Source organism: Variovorax sp. WDL1 (genome assembly GCF_001541225.1).
Lineage (GTDB): Bacteria > Pseudomonadota > Gammaproteobacteria > Burkholderiales > Burkholderiaceae_C > Variovorax.
In genome coordinates this window covers 50,838-65,925 of sequence record NZ_LMTS01000071.1, presented here as the reverse complement: position 1 = coordinate 65,925, position 15,088 = coordinate 50,838, and the positions used below count along the sequence as shown (strand labels likewise).

The 15,088-nt window shown below is 63.5% G+C and carries 13 protein-coding genes; 6 read left to right on the top strand and 7 right to left on the bottom strand.

Features of this window, described 5'->3' with window-relative positions:
• On the bottom strand, window positions 1–189 hold a 189-nt coding region (locus APY03_RS41360; protein ID WP_198161233.1), incomplete at its 3' end, for a hypothetical protein.
• Window positions 190–218: 29 nt separating this feature from the next.
• On the opposite strand from APY03_RS41360, the gene APY03_RS41355 reads away from it, so the two are divergent.
• Complete coding sequence (locus APY03_RS41355) at window positions 219–359, top strand: hypothetical protein (RefSeq protein WP_157103397.1); 141 nt, start codon at window positions 219–221, stop codon at window positions 357–359.
• A gap of 58 nt (window positions 360–417) precedes the next feature.
• On the opposite strand, the gene APY03_RS09975 is transcribed toward APY03_RS41355, so the two are convergent.
• Window positions 418–1,515, bottom strand: coding sequence for a cupin-like domain-containing protein (locus APY03_RS09975; RefSeq protein ID WP_083944252.1), 1,098 nt, complete (start codon window positions 1,513–1,515; stop codon window positions 418–420).
• A 54-nt stretch (window positions 1,516–1,569) separates the two neighbouring features.
• The gene (locus APY03_RS09970) at window positions 1,570–2,472 is read right to left on the bottom strand and encodes a LysR family transcriptional regulator (RefSeq protein WP_068676329.1); all 903 of its coding nucleotides are present in this window, start codon (window positions 2,470–2,472) and stop codon (window positions 1,570–1,572) included.
• 111 nt (window positions 2,473–2,583) lie between these two features.
• Here APY03_RS09970 and gcl point away from each other — a divergent pair, with 111 nt between their 5' ends.
• From gcl to APY03_RS09945, 5 genes are all read left to right on the top strand, one after another.
• Window positions 2,584–4,377: a glyoxylate carboligase gene (gene gcl / locus APY03_RS09965; protein WP_068676327.1), complete on the top strand. Its 1,794-nt coding sequence runs from the start codon at window positions 2,584–2,586 to the stop codon at window positions 4,375–4,377.
• 21 nt (window positions 4,378–4,398) lie between these two features.
• The gene (gene hyi / locus APY03_RS09960) at window positions 4,399–5,178 is read left to right on the top strand and encodes a hydroxypyruvate isomerase (RefSeq protein ID WP_068676325.1); all 780 of its coding nucleotides are present in this window, start codon (window positions 4,399–4,401) and stop codon (window positions 5,176–5,178) included.
• A gap of 35 nt (window positions 5,179–5,213) precedes the next feature.
• Window positions 5,214–6,116, top strand: a complete 903-nt coding sequence (locus tag APY03_RS09955) for a 2-hydroxy-3-oxopropionate reductase (protein ID WP_068676322.1) — start codon at window positions 5,214–5,216, stop codon at window positions 6,114–6,116.
• A 212-nt stretch (window positions 6,117–6,328) separates the two neighbouring features.
• A complete protein-coding gene (locus tag APY03_RS09950) occupies window positions 6,329–8,962 on the top strand; it encodes a hypothetical protein (protein ID WP_146039690.1) in 2,634 nt (877 codons plus the stop codon).
• Between the two features lie 465 nt (window positions 8,963–9,427).
• Entirely contained in the window at window positions 9,428–11,800 is a 2,373-nt protein-coding gene (locus tag APY03_RS09945) for a hypothetical protein (protein ID WP_068676318.1), read from the top strand.
• 31 nt (window positions 11,801–11,831) lie between these two features.
• On the opposite strand, the gene APY03_RS09940 is transcribed toward APY03_RS09945, so the two are convergent.
• From APY03_RS09940 to APY03_RS09925, 4 genes are all read right to left on the bottom strand, one after another.
• On the bottom strand, window positions 11,832–12,476 hold the full coding sequence (locus APY03_RS09940) for a hypothetical protein (protein ID WP_068676316.1): 645 nt from the start codon (window positions 12,474–12,476) through the stop codon (window positions 11,832–11,834).
• Between the two features lie 105 nt (window positions 12,477–12,581).
• Entirely contained in the window at window positions 12,582–12,947 is a 366-nt protein-coding gene (locus APY03_RS09935; protein ID WP_068676313.1) for a nuclear transport factor 2 family protein, read from the bottom strand.
• A 13-nt stretch (window positions 12,948–12,960) separates the two neighbouring features.
• Entirely contained in the window at window positions 12,961–13,890 is a 930-nt protein-coding gene (locus tag APY03_RS09930) for an alpha/beta hydrolase (protein WP_146039689.1), read from the bottom strand.
• A 9-nt stretch (window positions 13,891–13,899) separates the two neighbouring features.
• Window positions 13,900–14,874, bottom strand: a complete 975-nt coding sequence (locus APY03_RS09925) for a Bug family tripartite tricarboxylate transporter substrate binding protein (protein ID WP_068676309.1) — start codon at window positions 14,872–14,874, stop codon at window positions 13,900–13,902.
• Window positions 14,875–15,088: the final 214 nt, after the last annotated feature.

The window sequence follows — 15,088 nt, the reverse complement described above, 5'->3', positions numbered from 1 at the left end:
CAGCACCGACAGCTGCGTGGTGAAAGGCTGCGCCTGCACCTGCACCCGCACCCGCACCCGCACCCGCACCCGCACCCGCGCCCGCGCCCGCACCAGCGCCAGCGCCAGCACCAGCACCAGCACCCGCACCAGCACCTGCGCCAGCACCCGCACCCGCACCGGCCCCAGCGCCGCCGCCCTCGGGCGCATTCCTGGCCAACGAGGGACAAAGCTTCACCGTGTCAGCGCCAACCGTGGTGAGGTATGGCGCCGACACGCGCTGGGTGCAGAAGACGGTCAACGGGACGGTCCCGTGCACCAACGCGTTCTTCGGCACCGACCCGGCGCCCTTCGTCGTCAAGTCTTGCCGCGTCGCCTGAGCCAGGCCCTCAGAGGTCGAAGCGTGCGCCCCGCGCCAGCCGCACGGCGCGCTCTCCATCAAGCATCCGGGACGGCACGCGGTACCGGATCGAAGTAGGTGAACATGTTCGGAATCGGCAACGCCAGGTTCGAGTACGAAAAGGACACGCTGACGTCCAGCGCGCGCACCTGGTGCCACCAGCCCAGCGGCAGGAACATCGTCTCACCCGGCCAGACCACGACCTCGAGTACGCGCACGCCCGCGAACAAGGGAAACTGCCTCAGGTCGACCGCATCCAGGTCGATGGGACTGAAGACGCCGTTCGTGTTGTACAGGCGCTGTCCCTGCAAGGGCGAGATGAGGCGCCAGCGCTTGCGGCCGACGACCTGCGTGTGGAACAGCATCAGCGTGTCATGGTGCAAGGGAGTCACCGTGCCTGCCGGCCCGAACCAGAACGACGACCGCTCGGCCAGCTCGGAGCGGATGCAGCACGGGGGCAGGCTGCCGATGTCATCCAGCAGCGGAGCGAAGTCGGGCCGCCGCAATGCTTCGTTGTTGGCGGTGAGGTAGTAGTCGTTGGTTTCGCCGCCGGCCAGCACCTGGTCGACGAAGTCGCCCAGGCGAACGTTCCGCCGATGCGCCGCCTTGTCTTCCTCGTAGCGTGGATTCGCCTGCCGTTCGGCCTGGACCTCGACATCGAGATGGCCGAATCGATCCTTCAGATAATCCGGCGACCAGCGCTGCATCGCAGGCCAGTCCCGCGTATGGCCCGTGAGCACCAGCGGGCGGCAGCCTCGCACATAGCGCTCCATGAACTCTTCCTCGCTGACCGACACCCGCTTGTCCACGATGCTGTACATCGGGTCGATCTCCCAGAGCAGCTGCAGGTTGGCCAGCGTGGACTCGAGCTTGCGCAGTTGCTGCGCCCGGCCCTCGGCCGCGATGTAGACGGCGTTGCCGGGCACCAGTTCGATCAGCTCCGCGCTGGCTTGCGCGTCGAGCCCGGCAGCAATCATCGACGCCAGCACCGATTCCGGCGTGCAGCCGCGCAGCAGCTGTTCGGTGGTCCATCGCAGCCATTCGGGCGTGAGCGACGTGCCCGCCGGGGCCGGCGGTGCTTTCTCGGCCTGCATACCCGGCGGACGTGGCGGAGCAGGCGGCTTGGGTGGCTTCATGCGGAGATCTCCTGCGTTCTCTGGCCTGTGGATTGTGTGCCGAACCGGTGGTCTCTAACGCCGCCACCACTCCTCGCCGAACCGCCCCTGCAGGAAAGCCACGAAGCTCGACACCTTTCCCGGCACCAGCTTCGGCGACGGATAGACCGCGTGGATTTCCTGCTCCGGCAGCGCATGTCCCGGAAGGATCTCCACCACCTTTCCCGCGGCCAGCGAGTCGCTCGCCACGTAACGCGGCATCAGCGCGATACCCAGCCCCTCTCGCGCCGCGGCCAGCACCGCCGAGAGGTTGTTGGAGCGCAGGCGGCCGGTCACCGGCACCGTCACCGGCTCGCCCTTGGGGGTGTGCATGCGCCAGACATCGTCGCCCACGACGCTGCTGTAGATCAGCGCCACGTGGGCACTGAGGTCCTGCGCGCGCTTCGGCGTGCCGTGCTTCTTCAGGTAGCCCGGCGCCGCCACGATCACCCAGGGGTTCATCCCGAGGAAGCGCGCGCCCAGCGAAGAATCGGCCAGCTTGCCCATGCGCACCGCGACGTCGATGCCCTGCGCGATCAGGTCCACGTAGCGGTCCTCGAAGCTCAGGTCCACCTGAACCTGCGGATGGCGCGCCATGTACTCCAGCGCCAGCGGCACCACCACGCGGCGGCCGAACGCCACCGAGGTGCCGATGCGCAGCAGGCCCTGGGCCTGGGATTCGCGCCGGCGCACGATGTGCTCGGCCTCCTCCGCCTCGCGCACGATGTTCTTGCACTTGTCGTAGTAGAGCGATCCCGCCTCGGTGAGGCTCACCCCGCGCGTGTTGCGGTTGAGCAGCCGCACCTTCAGCCGGGCCTCGGTGCTCGCGACCTGCTTGGTCACGGTGGGTTGCGTGGTGTTGAACTCGCGCGCGGCCTTGGAGAAGCTGCCGGTCTCCACCACGCGCACGAACATCTCCATGGCAAGCAGTCGATCCATCCTCCTGATCGTAGCCACTTATTCCACCGCGGAATAGCTTTTATGGTCCGGCACCGCCTTCTGCCCGAAGCCTCGAATTCCTACAGTGCAGGCAACCCAAGGAGACTTCACATGGCAAAGATGACCGCGGCCCAGGCCGCCGTTCTGGTGATGGAAAAAGAAGGCGTGACGCAGGCCTTCGGCGTGCCCGGCGCCGCCATCAATCCGCTCTACTCGGCCCTGCGCAAGCACGGCAGCATCGCCCACATCCTGGCGCGCCACGTCGAGGGCGCCTCGCACATGGCCGAGGGCTACACCCGCGCGGTGGCCGGCAACATCGGCGTGTGCATCGGCACCTCGGGGCCGGCCGGCACCGACATGATCACCGGGCTGTACTCGGCCTGGGCGGACTCGATCCCGATTCTCTGCATCACCGGCCAGGCGCCGCGCGCCCGCCTCTACAAGGAAGACTTCCAGGCGGTGGACATCGAGTCGATCTCCAAGCCGGTCACCAAGTGGTCGGTCACGGTGCGCGAGCCGGGCCAGGTGCCGCAGGTGTTCCAGCAGGCCTTTCACCTGATGCGTTCGGGCCGCCCGGGCCCGGTGCTGATCGACCTGCCCTTCGACGTGCAGATGGCGCAGATCGAGTTCGACATCGACACCTACCAGCCGCTCACGCCCTACAAGCCCGCCGCTACCCGCGCGCAGATCGAGAAGGCGATCTCCATGCTGAACGCGGCCGAGCGCCCGCTGATCGTGGCCGGCGGCGGCATCATCAACGCCGACGCGAGCGACCTGCTGGTGCGCTTCGCCGAAGCGACGGGCGTGCCGGTGATCCCCACGCTGATGGGCTGGGGCGCCATCCCCGACAACCACCCGCTGATGGCAGGCATGTGCGGCCTGCAGACCAGCCACCGCTACGGCAACGCGACGATGCTCGCTTCCGACTTCGTGCTGGGTATCGGCAACCGCTGGGCCAACCGTCACACCGGCTCGGTCGAGGTCTACACGAAGGGCCGCACCTTCGTGCACGTGGACATCGAGCCTACGCAGATCGGCCGCGTGTTCACGCCCGACTTCGGCATCGTCTCGGACGCAAAGGCCGCGTTGCAGCTCTTCATCGAGGTCACCGAGGAGATGAAGGCCGCGGGCCGGTTGCCGAGCCGCCGCGAATGGGCCGGCGAGTGCCTGGAGCGCAAGAAGACGATGCTGCGCAAGACCAACTTCGCGGACGTGCCGATGAAGCCGCAGCGCGTCTACCAGTGCATGAACCGCAACTTCGACAACGACACCTGCTACGTGAGCACCATCGGGCTCTCGCAGATCGCGGCCGCGCAGTTCCTGCACGTCTACAACCCGCGGCATTGGATCAACTGCGGCCAGGCCGGACCGCTGGGCTGGACCATTCCGGCCGCGCTCGGCGTGCGTGCCGCCGACCCGTCGCGCAAGATCGTCGCACTCTCGGGCGACTACGACTTCCAGTTCATGATCGAGGAGCTGGCCGTGGGTGCGCAGTTCAAGCTGCCCTACATCCACATCGTGGTCAACAACTCCTACCTCGGCCTGATCCGCCAGGCGCAGCGCGGCTTCGAGATGGACTACTGCGTGCAGCTGGGCTTCGAGAACATCAATGCCACCGAGCAGAGCGGCATCGAGCGCGAGTACGGCGTCGATCACCTGAAGGTGGTCGAAGGCCTTGGCTGCAAGGCGCTGCGCGTCTACAAGCAGGAAGAGATGAAGCCCGCCATCGAGCGCGCCGAGCAGTTGATGGCCGAGTTCAGCGTGCCGGTGGTGATCGAGGTGATGCTGGAGCGCGTGACCAACATCGCGATGGGCACCGAGATCGATGCGATCAACGAATTCGAGGCGCTCGCCGAGAGCGCCGAGGATGCCCCGACCGCCGTCGCCGCCGCGATGCTCGATTGATTGAGAGAGGAGACAAGCAACATGCCGCGTTTCGCCGCCAACCTGACGATGCTCTTCACCGAGCTGCCCTTCATGCAGCGCTTCGAGGCCGCCGCCAAGGCCGGCTTCAAGGCCGTGGAATACCTGTTCCCCTACCCCTTCGACAAGAAGGAGCTCACCGCCGCGCTGCGCGCCAACGGCCTGCAGCAGGTGCTGCATAACCTGCCAGCAGGCAACTGGGAGGGCGGCGAGCGTGGCATCGCCTGCCACCCGGACCGCGTGGGCGAGTTCCGCGAGGGCGTGGGCATGGCCATCGACTACGCCACGGCGCTGGGCTGCCCCAAGCTCAACTGCCTGCTGGGCAAGCTGCCCGTCGGCGTGGGTGCGCAGGAGGCGCGCCAGGTCGCGGTGGAGAACCTGCGATTCGCCGCCCGCGAGCTGCAGAGCGCCGGGATCATGCTGCTGATCGAGCCGGTCAACCACTTCGACATCCCCGGCTTCTTCCTTACGCGCACCGACCAGGCGCTGTCGATCATCGACGAGGTGGGCTCGACCAACCTGCTGCTGCAGTACGACATCTACCACGCGCAGCGCATGGAAGGCGAGTTGGCGGCGACGATCACGAAGAACATGGCCCGCATCGGGCATATCCAGCTGGCCGACAACCCCGGCCGGGGCGAGCCGGGCACGGGGGAGATCAACTACCCCTGGCTGTTCAAGCACATCGATGCCGCGGGCTACACCGGCTGGATCGGCTGCGAGTACAAGCCGCGCGGCACCACCGAAGACGGCCTCGGATGGCGCACCGCCCTCACCCAATAACGACAGACAGATAGACAAGACAAGGAATTCATCGCATGTCCACCACGGCATCCCAAAAGATCGGTTTCATCGGCCTCGGCATCATGGGTGCGCCCATGGCGGGGCATTTGCTCGACGCAGGTCACACACTGTTCGTTCACACGCATGGAACAGTGCCCGAGCCCTTCAGCTCGCGCGCCACCGTGTGCAGCTCGGCCGCCGAGGTCACGAAGCAGGCCGACGTGGTCTTCATCATGGTCCCCGACACGCCCGATGTGGAGAAGGTGCTGTTCGGCGAGAACGGCGTAGCCTCGGCATTGACCAAGGGCAAGACGGTGGTGGACTGCAGTTCCATCGATCCGATCGCGACCAAGGGCTTCGCGAAGCGCATCGAGGAGCTGGGGTGCGGCTATGTCGATGCGCCGGTCTCGGGCGGCGAGGTGGGCGCCAAGGCAGCCAGCCTGACCATCATGTGCGGCGGCGACGAAGGCGTCTTCGGCCGCGTGCGCCCCTTGCTCGAGAAGATGGGCAAGAACATCACGCTGGTCGGCGCCGCGGGTGACGGCCAGGTGTGCAAGGTTGCCAACCAGATCATCGTCGCGCTCAACATCGCGGCAGTGGGCGAGGCGCTGGTATTCGCCAGCAAGGCCGGCGCGGACCCGGCCAAGGTGCGGCAGGCGCTGATGGGCGGTTTTGCCTCGTCGCGCATCCTCGAGGTGCATGGCGAGCGGATGATCAAGCGAACCTTCGCGCCGGGCTTTCGAATCTCGCTGCATCAGAAGGATCTGAACCTCGCGATGCAGAGCGCGCGCGCGCTGGGGGTCGCGCTGCCGCAGACCGCAGGAGCCGCGCAGTTGATGAATGCGTGCGCGGCATTGGGTCATGGCCAGGAGGATCATTCGGCCCTGGTGCTGGCGCTGGAGGCCTTGGCGCAGCATCCGGTGGCGCGCGCGGACTGAATCGCAAGTCAATAACCAGCGAGGCCGGCGCGTAACCGGCCAGGTGCAGCGGGCGCTGATGGGCGGTTTCGCGTCTTCGCGTGAACCAAGGGCGCGGGACAAAAGTTCGCAATTTATTCTTTGTCAGCGACAAAACTGCGACAGTTTTTGACCAGCTCGTATTTTGCAGTTAGATATCGCTTTCCTCAATCAATCAGGAAAGCAGGTCATCAATGACGCGAGCAGTTACGAAAACTCTCAGGAAGCCCACCCCTTCACAGCAGGCAACCAAACCCGACGAATCGGAAAAAAACAAAACTCAAAGCGACATCCCTCCCGTTCCGCTACAAAGCATAAGCGGAATGCAGGACTTTCTTCAGAATAACCTCCCTCGAGGGGACGCTGATCTGGCCCAATCTGCTCTACCACATTTGCGACGGCTTGCCGAACATGCCTTGCCGCGCGAAATCAAGAAGATGCAGAAAAAGATGTCCCCGGACGAAGCTGAAACGGCTCAGGAATTGACCGAACTAGCTCGTTACCTCATTGAAGAAAACGGCGAAGTCCAAGATGACTTACCGGATGCGGACCCCTTGTCGAATGACATTGGCGCGTTGCTTGCGGGTATGCGCGCGGCGGCGGCGAAGCATCCGGGCAGCTCCCCTGAGGCCCAACAGCAACGGCGCCTAGGCCTAATTGAATTCATGGGTCGTGTGTTCGAGAACAAGTTTGAAAGCCCCGGTGCTCGCTTGGCTGCAAGTGCAGTCAACACGACCTTCCGGACCGGCAGCATCGTGTTCACATTCATATTGACTCGCAACGCGATTGCGTTCGCAGTGGCTAAACACACTCGGCTTGGTGATTCGGAGAGCTTATTGGCGGCAACAAGCATCGCCATGGTCGCCGTTGCCCCGATTCTGAATTTGATAGGGGGTATCAGATCCGTCGTTCAAAAAACCGCCAATATCACCAGCATCGCGTCTCGCGCGGCCATGCTTTTATTGAATTGCGGCTTGGGCGGGTATTGCCTTTACAAATTCAGAGCTCTGCAACCATCGGGGATTGGGGCGCTACAACCGTTGGGCCGGGCGCTGCATCCGTTTGTTGCATTCAACATTTTTCGGGACGCTGCTCAGCTCGGATCTCCTCTTAGCAGCAATATTCGATCACTGCCGATACGCGCGATATTCTTGTCCGGACTGTTGTATGCCGGGACAAATTTTTTAGCCACAATAGCCGCCGCACAAACGGTGCCGCAGTACGGTAGCGGCGCCTTGCCCCAAGCCTTCGGCAATCAGACAGTGTCTCACGAGATGCTTGCCGCCGCTGTTTTCAATGCACAAGCTTCTGCTGGCCACAGTGGATACAACGTCGTGGTTGAGCTTCTGGACGATTGGTGCCTACACTCTCTGGTGAGATATTTCGAAAACAAGGACTACGCAATAAGTGAGGCAAGCAACCTTCAAGACGAAGCCGTACACAGGTACTACAGCAAAGACTTGACTGATTTCGCCACAAATCTTCTAGACAAGCCCGCTCAAGATCGCGAAGATTTGATTGACGAAAATAATTTCGAAATCTATGGGCGGGAAGTAAAGCGCTTGGCAACCATGGGCCCTTTGGATGAGGCACACGCTCTATATCTGGCAAAACTCCGAGAAGAATATCAAAGAGCCGGAAAGCCAGCCAAGCTAAGACAGCTATGGAGGGAATATAAAAAAGATCCAGGCAGCTTCGGCCCACAAAGGCTGGCAGAACTGGCAGATTTGGAAAAGGAGCTCGACGTTTATAAAAAGCCAAGAGAGCTGGCTAGATTGATGAAAAGGCCTCGTCGGCTCAAGGATCATGAAGAACTGCTACTCAAGGAAGACGTAGCGCGGGATTTCAAGCACTTGCAGAAACTTCGGCAGAAGCATGCACTCAGTGAAGCGGAGGAAAAAATCCTGGAAAAGCTTGAATACGAATTCAACCCCACCGACGACGAGCTGGAAAAGTTTCGCCCCATCTCCTGTTTGATGAACGATAAGGCCGTTAAATACGATTTCACTAATTTTGACAAACGTCTGCGAAGAATATGCAGACGCGTTGGGGCTACAAAAGAGGAGCGCCAAAAGATCTCGCGAGAGGTGTTCATCCGCGAGTTTACCTTGGCTTACTTCCCCAATCCAATATTCACAAAATTGGAGCGGGAGGTCTTGACTTCGATGAACGCAATGAATCTTTCTTTGGCCAGCAATTATGAAGAGATGGTGGAGGCAGTTGATGAGCAACGAAGGAAAGATACCGAAGGAATGCGTCTTTCGCTCGTACCGCCTAAATTTTCATCTTTCAACGATTTTCTCAGCCAACTCACGCAAAAGTTTCTTCTTACGAATGCACTCCGTCAAGGCGCGTTCTTCACTGTCGTGGCCGCGGTGGTCGGCAACAGCGACCTGCTTGATGGCCTCGGTCCCTGGGAGCAGATGCTAGGCTTGGCCACAATAGTCTATCTTTCGGTCTTCCTGGCCTATCCAGGGCTGTTTCTGGGGCACACAGAAGGCGATAAGCCGGGGCAGGCGGTCGAAGGGCCCGGCTTCACTGGCCTTACTCAATTCGGCGCGGAAAAGCCACCCACGCAAGTCGATACACCCAGGGGCAACACGCCGACGAGGGGCGAGCGAAGCATCAACGAGAACGACGATCGAATCGAATCGTCCGACCTCAGCGAGGCAGACATCCTGCCCCAAGACTCGAGCCAGGGCCGTTCCGAATCCTCCAGCGATGACGAAGTCCGCATTCCAGTCAGCAAGCCAGGCGTCGACAGCCGCAACAACAAGACACTCAAGCGGCAACACGCGGTTGTGAATCTCGACAAGATATTCGAATAGCCCCGCTTTCACCTGCGAGCCGCATGGGCATCAAGGTGACTGCAGTTCCCATCGATCCGATTGAGACCAAAGCAATGCAGCGCGCGCTCGGATGGGCGTTGCGCTGCCCCGGACGGCTGGAGCGACGAAGTTGATTAAAGCGTGCGAGGGTCAGGAGCAGGAGGATCACACGGCCCGGGCGCTGGTGGCGCGATGGGGAGCGCAATGCCGATCCGCGACAATTTTGTGACAATTTTTGACTGGATCGTTACTTTTGGTTAGACATCGCCTTCCCCAATCAATCAGGAAGGTAGCCAAATGCTCCCCAGCGGAATCAACAGTTCAAACAGAGGCTCGTCAAACTATCTGAATCCACCCCAAACGACGCGCGATCCAAGGCCCCTGGGTCAGAACAAGAATCCGCCAACGCGACCACCCGGGGTTCCGACCCTCGCCCTCAGCCAGCTCCGGCAGCAGTTTCAGCAAATGACGCCGGCCCGCCATCCGGGTCAGGCCCGGCAGTCGTCATTGCCCCTGATCCGTCGCACTGTCGCGAAGGACGTGACCCGTGCACTCACGAGGGCGAAACGGGCGCTGCCCGCAGACGACATCACGGCAGCTGATGCGTTCATCGCCCATGCACAAGACCTGATCGATTCCTCGAGCGGCGATGCACTGGATCTTCCAAACGATCAAAGGGAGCTGCTCGCCGATATCGAGAAGGTGCTTGCCTGCATGCAGGAAGCCGTGGCGAAACATCCGGAGGACACCCTCGAAGGCCAGCAGCAGCGGCGCTGCGCGCTGATCGACTGCCTGTGCGGGCCATGGGCCATCAATTTGCGCAACGTGGCAGCACGTACCGGCCTGGTCGTGACCCTGAGCACACTCATGCGTGACGCAGTCGCCTTCGAGGTGAGCAAATCCGACGCGCTCGGTGAAAGCTCGCTGAGCATCTCGAGCATTCTGGCGATCGCCATTGCACCCACGCTCAACGTGCTGGGCGGCATTCTCTCTGTCGGACTGGGCACAGCCAATCGCACCAGCGTCATGTCGCGCTTGGTCCTGGGCGTTTTCAACCTCGGCGTGATTCTGGCCTGCTACGAGACGGGCAAGCTGGAGGAATATGGCAACGCAATCAGCCCGTTCGTTTGCTACAGCGTCGCTCGCGATACATGCAACTACTTTTTCCCTCTCAGGGACAACCTCACATCGCTTCCGACGCGCGCGGTTTTCGCATCGGGAGGGATCTATTCCTTGTTCCAATGTTTTGGCGGAATGGCAATGGCCACGGCATTCCCCCTTGCAGGTGCCAGCGGCCTCCCTCGCGCAGTCGGCTTCGCGGCAACGGCTGCAGCCGAACTCAATGTTTCTCACTCTCTTGGCCACTCCGTGACGAACTCCTTGCTGGAAATCAAGGACGACCTTGTCTTCGGGGCTTTCGCGAGATGGTTCGGCAGGGACAGCTCAGACAATTTCAGCATTCAGGAGGAAGGCGTTCACGCGCGCTACATCGAGGAGCTGAGCGCCTTCGCCAAGCAACTGCTGGACACGCCTGCCGAGCAGCGCCAGCAAATGATCAACACGAAGAATTTCGAGTTGTATGGACGAGAGATCCAGCGGCTGGAGGACGCGGGTGAAGATGGACTCGACGGTGCACACAAGCAGTATTTGACGTGTCTTCGAAGAGAACTGGATGTGTACAAAAAAACCAAGACACTGGACCGGCAGTGGCTTTCGTTGAGCCTCGACCGCAACATCTTTTCTTTTGAAGAACTACAAGATCTGGCAAAGACCGAACGAGAGCTTGGCGTTTACAGAAAAGCGCGAGAGCTGGACCGGCTGCGGGGGCTGGCTCTGGATCGGCCCCAAACAGAAAGGCAAATGGAGTACTTGGCGGCGCTCGAGACAGAAGTGGAAAAAGATGAGGAAGAACTGAAGCGAATCGAACAATCTGGATCACCGATCTCATTGGAGGAGGAAGTCAAGAAAACTGAGCGCCGAGCACACCTTCTCTCCGCACGTGACCGCGATCCCAGTCCATTGCACGCAAGACTACGGCCCATACCCAGTCTGGAGTCCGACGTGCAGAAGACACCGGATTTCACTTGCTTTGATCGGATGATCAGAGAAACCACCTCCCTGTTGGCGAGGGCCCAGGCTTTGACGCTGCAGACGCGCGGCCAGATCGTGCAGGAAATTTTTGTGGACGCGTTCCTGAGAGCCTATTTCCCGGGTGTGCGCACGCCCGTCGAGCTCGCCGTCCTTGCTTCGCTCAACAACGAAGATTCGAAGACTGTTCCATCCGAACGTAAGCAGACCTTTGTCCAGGAAGTCGCCGAAGCAAGGCGTGAAGCCTCCGATGGGTATCGCGTCCACGCCGAATTTCGCTCGTTCGGGGAGATGTCATGGGCCGAGCTATTCGAGAGCCTGGGCAGGCAGCTCCTTCTCACCGATGCCGCGCGCCAGAACGTGTTTGCCAACGTCGTGGGAACGTCGATGCTGCTGGACGACTGGGTCCAACAGAACTTCGACGAGAGGACGCAGTTGCTGATCGGGGGCCTGGTCCTTGGGATCTGCATCTTCGTGGTCTACGCACCGCTGTACCTCTTGCACACGGAAGGTGCTTCACCCGAGCGGCGGGTCGACCGACCGGGAGCCCAAGGCGGCTTTCCTCCTCTTCGGCGCGAAGAGGAACTGAGAGAAGTCCTCACACCAAGGCCCGATGGGGCGCACACCATGCGGACCGACGAGCGCGCCATCAGCGAAGCGCAGACCGAATACGAACCCGATTCCGACTCGTCATCGAACAACGACTACGAACTCGGACGGATCTCGACGCCCCGGATACTCGCGGACTGAGCCGTCTGGTGCGCGGCCGCCGGCGTCGGCCCTACCCCGCCCGGCAGTTCCCGAACTCGCAGCGCACGGCCATCGTCTGGCCGTTGTTGCACGGGATGCGATGCCGCTCGTAGCCGGGGCCCTTCTCGACCAGCGTGGCCATGGGCAGCACGCTGCAGCGGCGGGCCTTGGCGAACTGCTCGGCGCTGTACGTATCACGCCCGGTGCTGCGCAGCGCTGGCTGGGCAAAGCGCTGCTCAGGCGGCACCCACGTCACCCGCACGCTGGGGTCCGTGTTGACGTAGCCCTTCTGAGCCAGGCAGTTGACCATGGCGGTTTCCTGCTTGGCATGCCACGCGCGGCGCTCGGGGGTGTAGACGGCCTTGTTGAAGGCATAGAGGCCGCCGACCACCGCCACGCCGCTGAGCGTCGGGATGCCAGCCATCCAGCCGGCACCGACCACGCCGGTGTCGAGCACGACAAGCGCATCGTCATGCTGGCTGGCCCGGAAGGGGATGGTGGCAGCCGAGGCGCGGCACCGCGCCAGGTCCTGTTCGTAGGCCGCAGGGCCGTTGGCAGGCGCCTGAACGGCCGGGACGTAGTCCGCGCCGGAACCTGAACCGGGGCCCTCGTTGGGGCGGGTCGCGCAGCCGGCCACCAGGGCGGCGATGCAGAAGATGCTCAGCAGTCTTTTCATGGATGTCCTCGACGGTCCTCTACTCCGCCGGTGATTGAATCACACAATTAGTTACTTTCCCAAGCGGCTTTTGGCGCGCTGGGGCGCCGGCGCCACACGCCGGGCTCAGCCGCGAGCCTTGCGCCAGGAGTTCTTGAGCTGGATGCGGCCGTCGCGGAAGGTGAAATGGTCGCAGCCGTTGGTCTCGACGCGGACGCCGTCGCTGGCGCGGGTGCCCACGAAGGTCCATTCGGAAAAGCCCCGATCGCCGGCGATGAAGTGCCGCGCGCCGAGCCACTGGGCATCGGGATAGTCGTGCCAGACTCGGCTGAAGCCTTCACGCACCGCCTGCTGCCCCACGTAGCGGGTGCCGCAGGGCTCGGGCCCGGCGCTGGCCTCGAAGACGCAGTCCTCGGTCATGAACTCCATGAGGGCGTCGATGTCGTGGCGATTCCACGCGTCGGCAAAGGCCTGGAGGAAGGATTCGGTCATTGCGGTCTCCTCGTCATCCGGGGATCGGGCCGAGGGTGTGGCGCAGGAAGGCGGCCATGGCGCCCTCGACGGTGGTGGTGCCGTGCCGATCGTACAGGGCGGCGGCCTCGGCGCGGTAGAAATGGCCGGCACCGGGCACCTGCACCTGCTCGCAGTGCAGGCCCGCCTCGCGCAGGCGGACAAGCAGGCCCGGCGCAGCGGCTGCCACGTAGTCGAGGTCGTGCTCCGCGCTCACCAGCAGGACGGCCGGGCCGCCGCCGGCGCGGCGCGCCAGGTGCGCCGCGAGGTCCTCGTCATCGATGTAGCCGGACAGCGCCAGCACCGCCGCCACCGGCACCTGCTCGCCGAAAGCCACGTTGAGCGCGGTGCGAGCGCCGGCGGAAAAGCCGCCGACGGCGATACGCGCCGGGTCCACCAGCCACGCGGCGGCTTGGCGGCGCACGAAGCGCGTGGCGGCAGCCATGTCGTCGCTGGCGGCCTCGATGCCGCGCCACAGCATCTCGGGGGTGGCGGGCGGCAGTTGCAGCAGGCGGCGCACCACGGCCACGCGCGAGCTCGGGATGCGCTCGGGGCGGCTCACCACGGGCGTCGCGCCGGGTTCCGGGTCTTCCGGGACCAGCCGGTAGTCGATCGCGCAGGCCACGTAGCCGCGGCGGGCGAATCGCAGGCAGTACTCGGCCACGGAGGTGTTGCCGCCCTCCGCCTCGAAGGCGTCGTTTTCCTTGGAGCCGCGGTGAAAGGCGCCGCCGAAGGCCAGCACCAGGGCCGGGCGCAGCTGGCCGGGCTGCGTGGGATCGACGGGGCGGTAGAGGTCGAGTGCGAGTTCGCGCTCGACCGGCCCACCCGGCCGGAGGCGCTGCACGAGCCCGCGTCCGTAGACCACGTCGCGCACGATCTCGACCTCGTGCACGGCTGCGTCAGGGGCAAGAGAAGACGGTTGCACGAGGCCCCCTCAATCGACGGAAGCGCCGGACTCGCGGGCGATACGGCCCCAGACCTGGACGTTTTCCTTGAAGGCGGTGGCCCATTGGGCAGGCGTCTGCCGATCGACCGGCATGGAACCGCCGTCTATCAGCAGGCTGCGCATGTCAGGCCGCGCCATCACCTTGAGCAGCGCAGCGTTGAGGCGCGTCGCGACGACCGGGTCCAGCCCCGCTGGGCCGAACACCGCGTACCAGCCCACCGTATCGAACGGGATGCCGGCCTGCGCCAGCGTGGGCACGTCGGGAAAGGCGGGCGAACGCTTCGGGCCGGTAATGGCCAGCGCGCGCAGGCGGCCGGCCTTGATCAGCGGCGTCATCGAGACCACGTCCATGATGGCCACGTCGATCTGGCCGGAGAGGATGTCCGGCAGTGCAGCCTGCCCGCCCTTGTAGGGCACGTGGGTCATGCCGAAGCCGCCGAGCGACTTCATGCGCTCGCCCACCAGGTGGGGCGGCGCGCCATTGCCGAAGGTGGCGTAGCTGATGGCGTTGCCGTCCTTCTTCGCGGCGGCGGCCAGGTCGGCGATGCTCCTGAGCGGCGACTCGGCGCGGGTCACGACCAGGAGGGGCACGCTGGCGATCTGGGCCACCGGGGTGAAGTCCTTGACCGGGTCGAAGCTCAAGTTCTTGAACACCGCCGGCGCGATGGCGAAGGGCGCGGCGGTGAGCATCAGGGTGTAGCCATCGGGTGCCGAGCGCGCCACGCTGTCGGCGCCGATGTTGCCGCTGGCGCCGGCCTTGTTCTCGACGACCACAGGCTGCCCCAGTTCCTCGCGCACGTGCTCGGCCATCTTGCGCGCCACGATGTCGGTGCCGCCGCCGGCCGGGAAAGGCACCACCAGCTTGACGGGGCGTGCCGGGTAGGTCTGGGCCTGGGCGTGGCTCGCGGCGAGGACGAGGGCCAGGCCCAGTCCCAGCACGCTGCGTCGGGTGGTCGCGTTCATCGCTGCAACTCCTGCGGAGAGTGATTCGGATGGCCGGATCATCGGGTGGCGTCACATAATGATCCACACCTTCTTTCATCTGGACCCATCGCATTCTCTTATGCAAGACGAGGAGCGCCAGCTAGCGCTGAACCTGCGCCGACTGCGCCTGCGGCATCTCGAGATCCTTCTGGCAGTGGAGCGGCACGGCAGCCTCACGGCCGCGGCCGAGGCG

Bases quoted from the DNA above. Each gene is read 5' to 3' on its own strand.
- APY03_RS09975 (WP_083944252.1), bottom strand. From the start codon at position 1,515: ATGAAGCCACCCAAGCCGCCTGCTCCGCCACGTCCGCCGGGTATGCAG.
- APY03_RS09970 (WP_068676329.1), bottom strand. From the start codon at position 2,472: ATGGATCGACTGCTTGCCATGGAGATGTTCGTGCGCGTGGTGGAGACC.
- gcl (WP_068676327.1), top strand. From the start codon at position 2,584: ATGGCAAAGATGACCGCGGCCCAGGCCGCCGTTCTGGTGATGGAAAAA.
- hyi (WP_068676325.1), top strand. From the start codon at position 4,399: ATGCCGCGTTTCGCCGCCAACCTGACGATGCTCTTCACCGAGCTGCCC.
- APY03_RS09955 (WP_068676322.1), top strand. From the start codon at position 5,214: ATGTCCACCACGGCATCCCAAAAGATCGGTTTCATCGGCCTCGGCATC.
- APY03_RS09950 (WP_146039690.1), top strand. From the start codon at position 6,329: ATGACGCGAGCAGTTACGAAAACTCTCAGGAAGCCCACCCCTTCACAG.
- APY03_RS09945 (WP_068676318.1), top strand. From the start codon at position 9,428: ATGACGCCGGCCCGCCATCCGGGTCAGGCCCGGCAGTCGTCATTGCCC.
- APY03_RS09940 (WP_068676316.1), bottom strand. From the start codon at position 12,476: ATGAAAAGACTGCTGAGCATCTTCTGCATCGCCGCCCTGGTGGCCGGC.
- APY03_RS09935 (WP_068676313.1), bottom strand. From the start codon at position 12,947: ATGACCGAATCCTTCCTCCAGGCCTTTGCCGACGCGTGGAATCGCCAC.
- APY03_RS09925 (WP_068676309.1), bottom strand. From the start codon at position 14,874: ATGAACGCGACCACCCGACGCAGCGTGCTGGGACTGGGCCTGGCCCTC.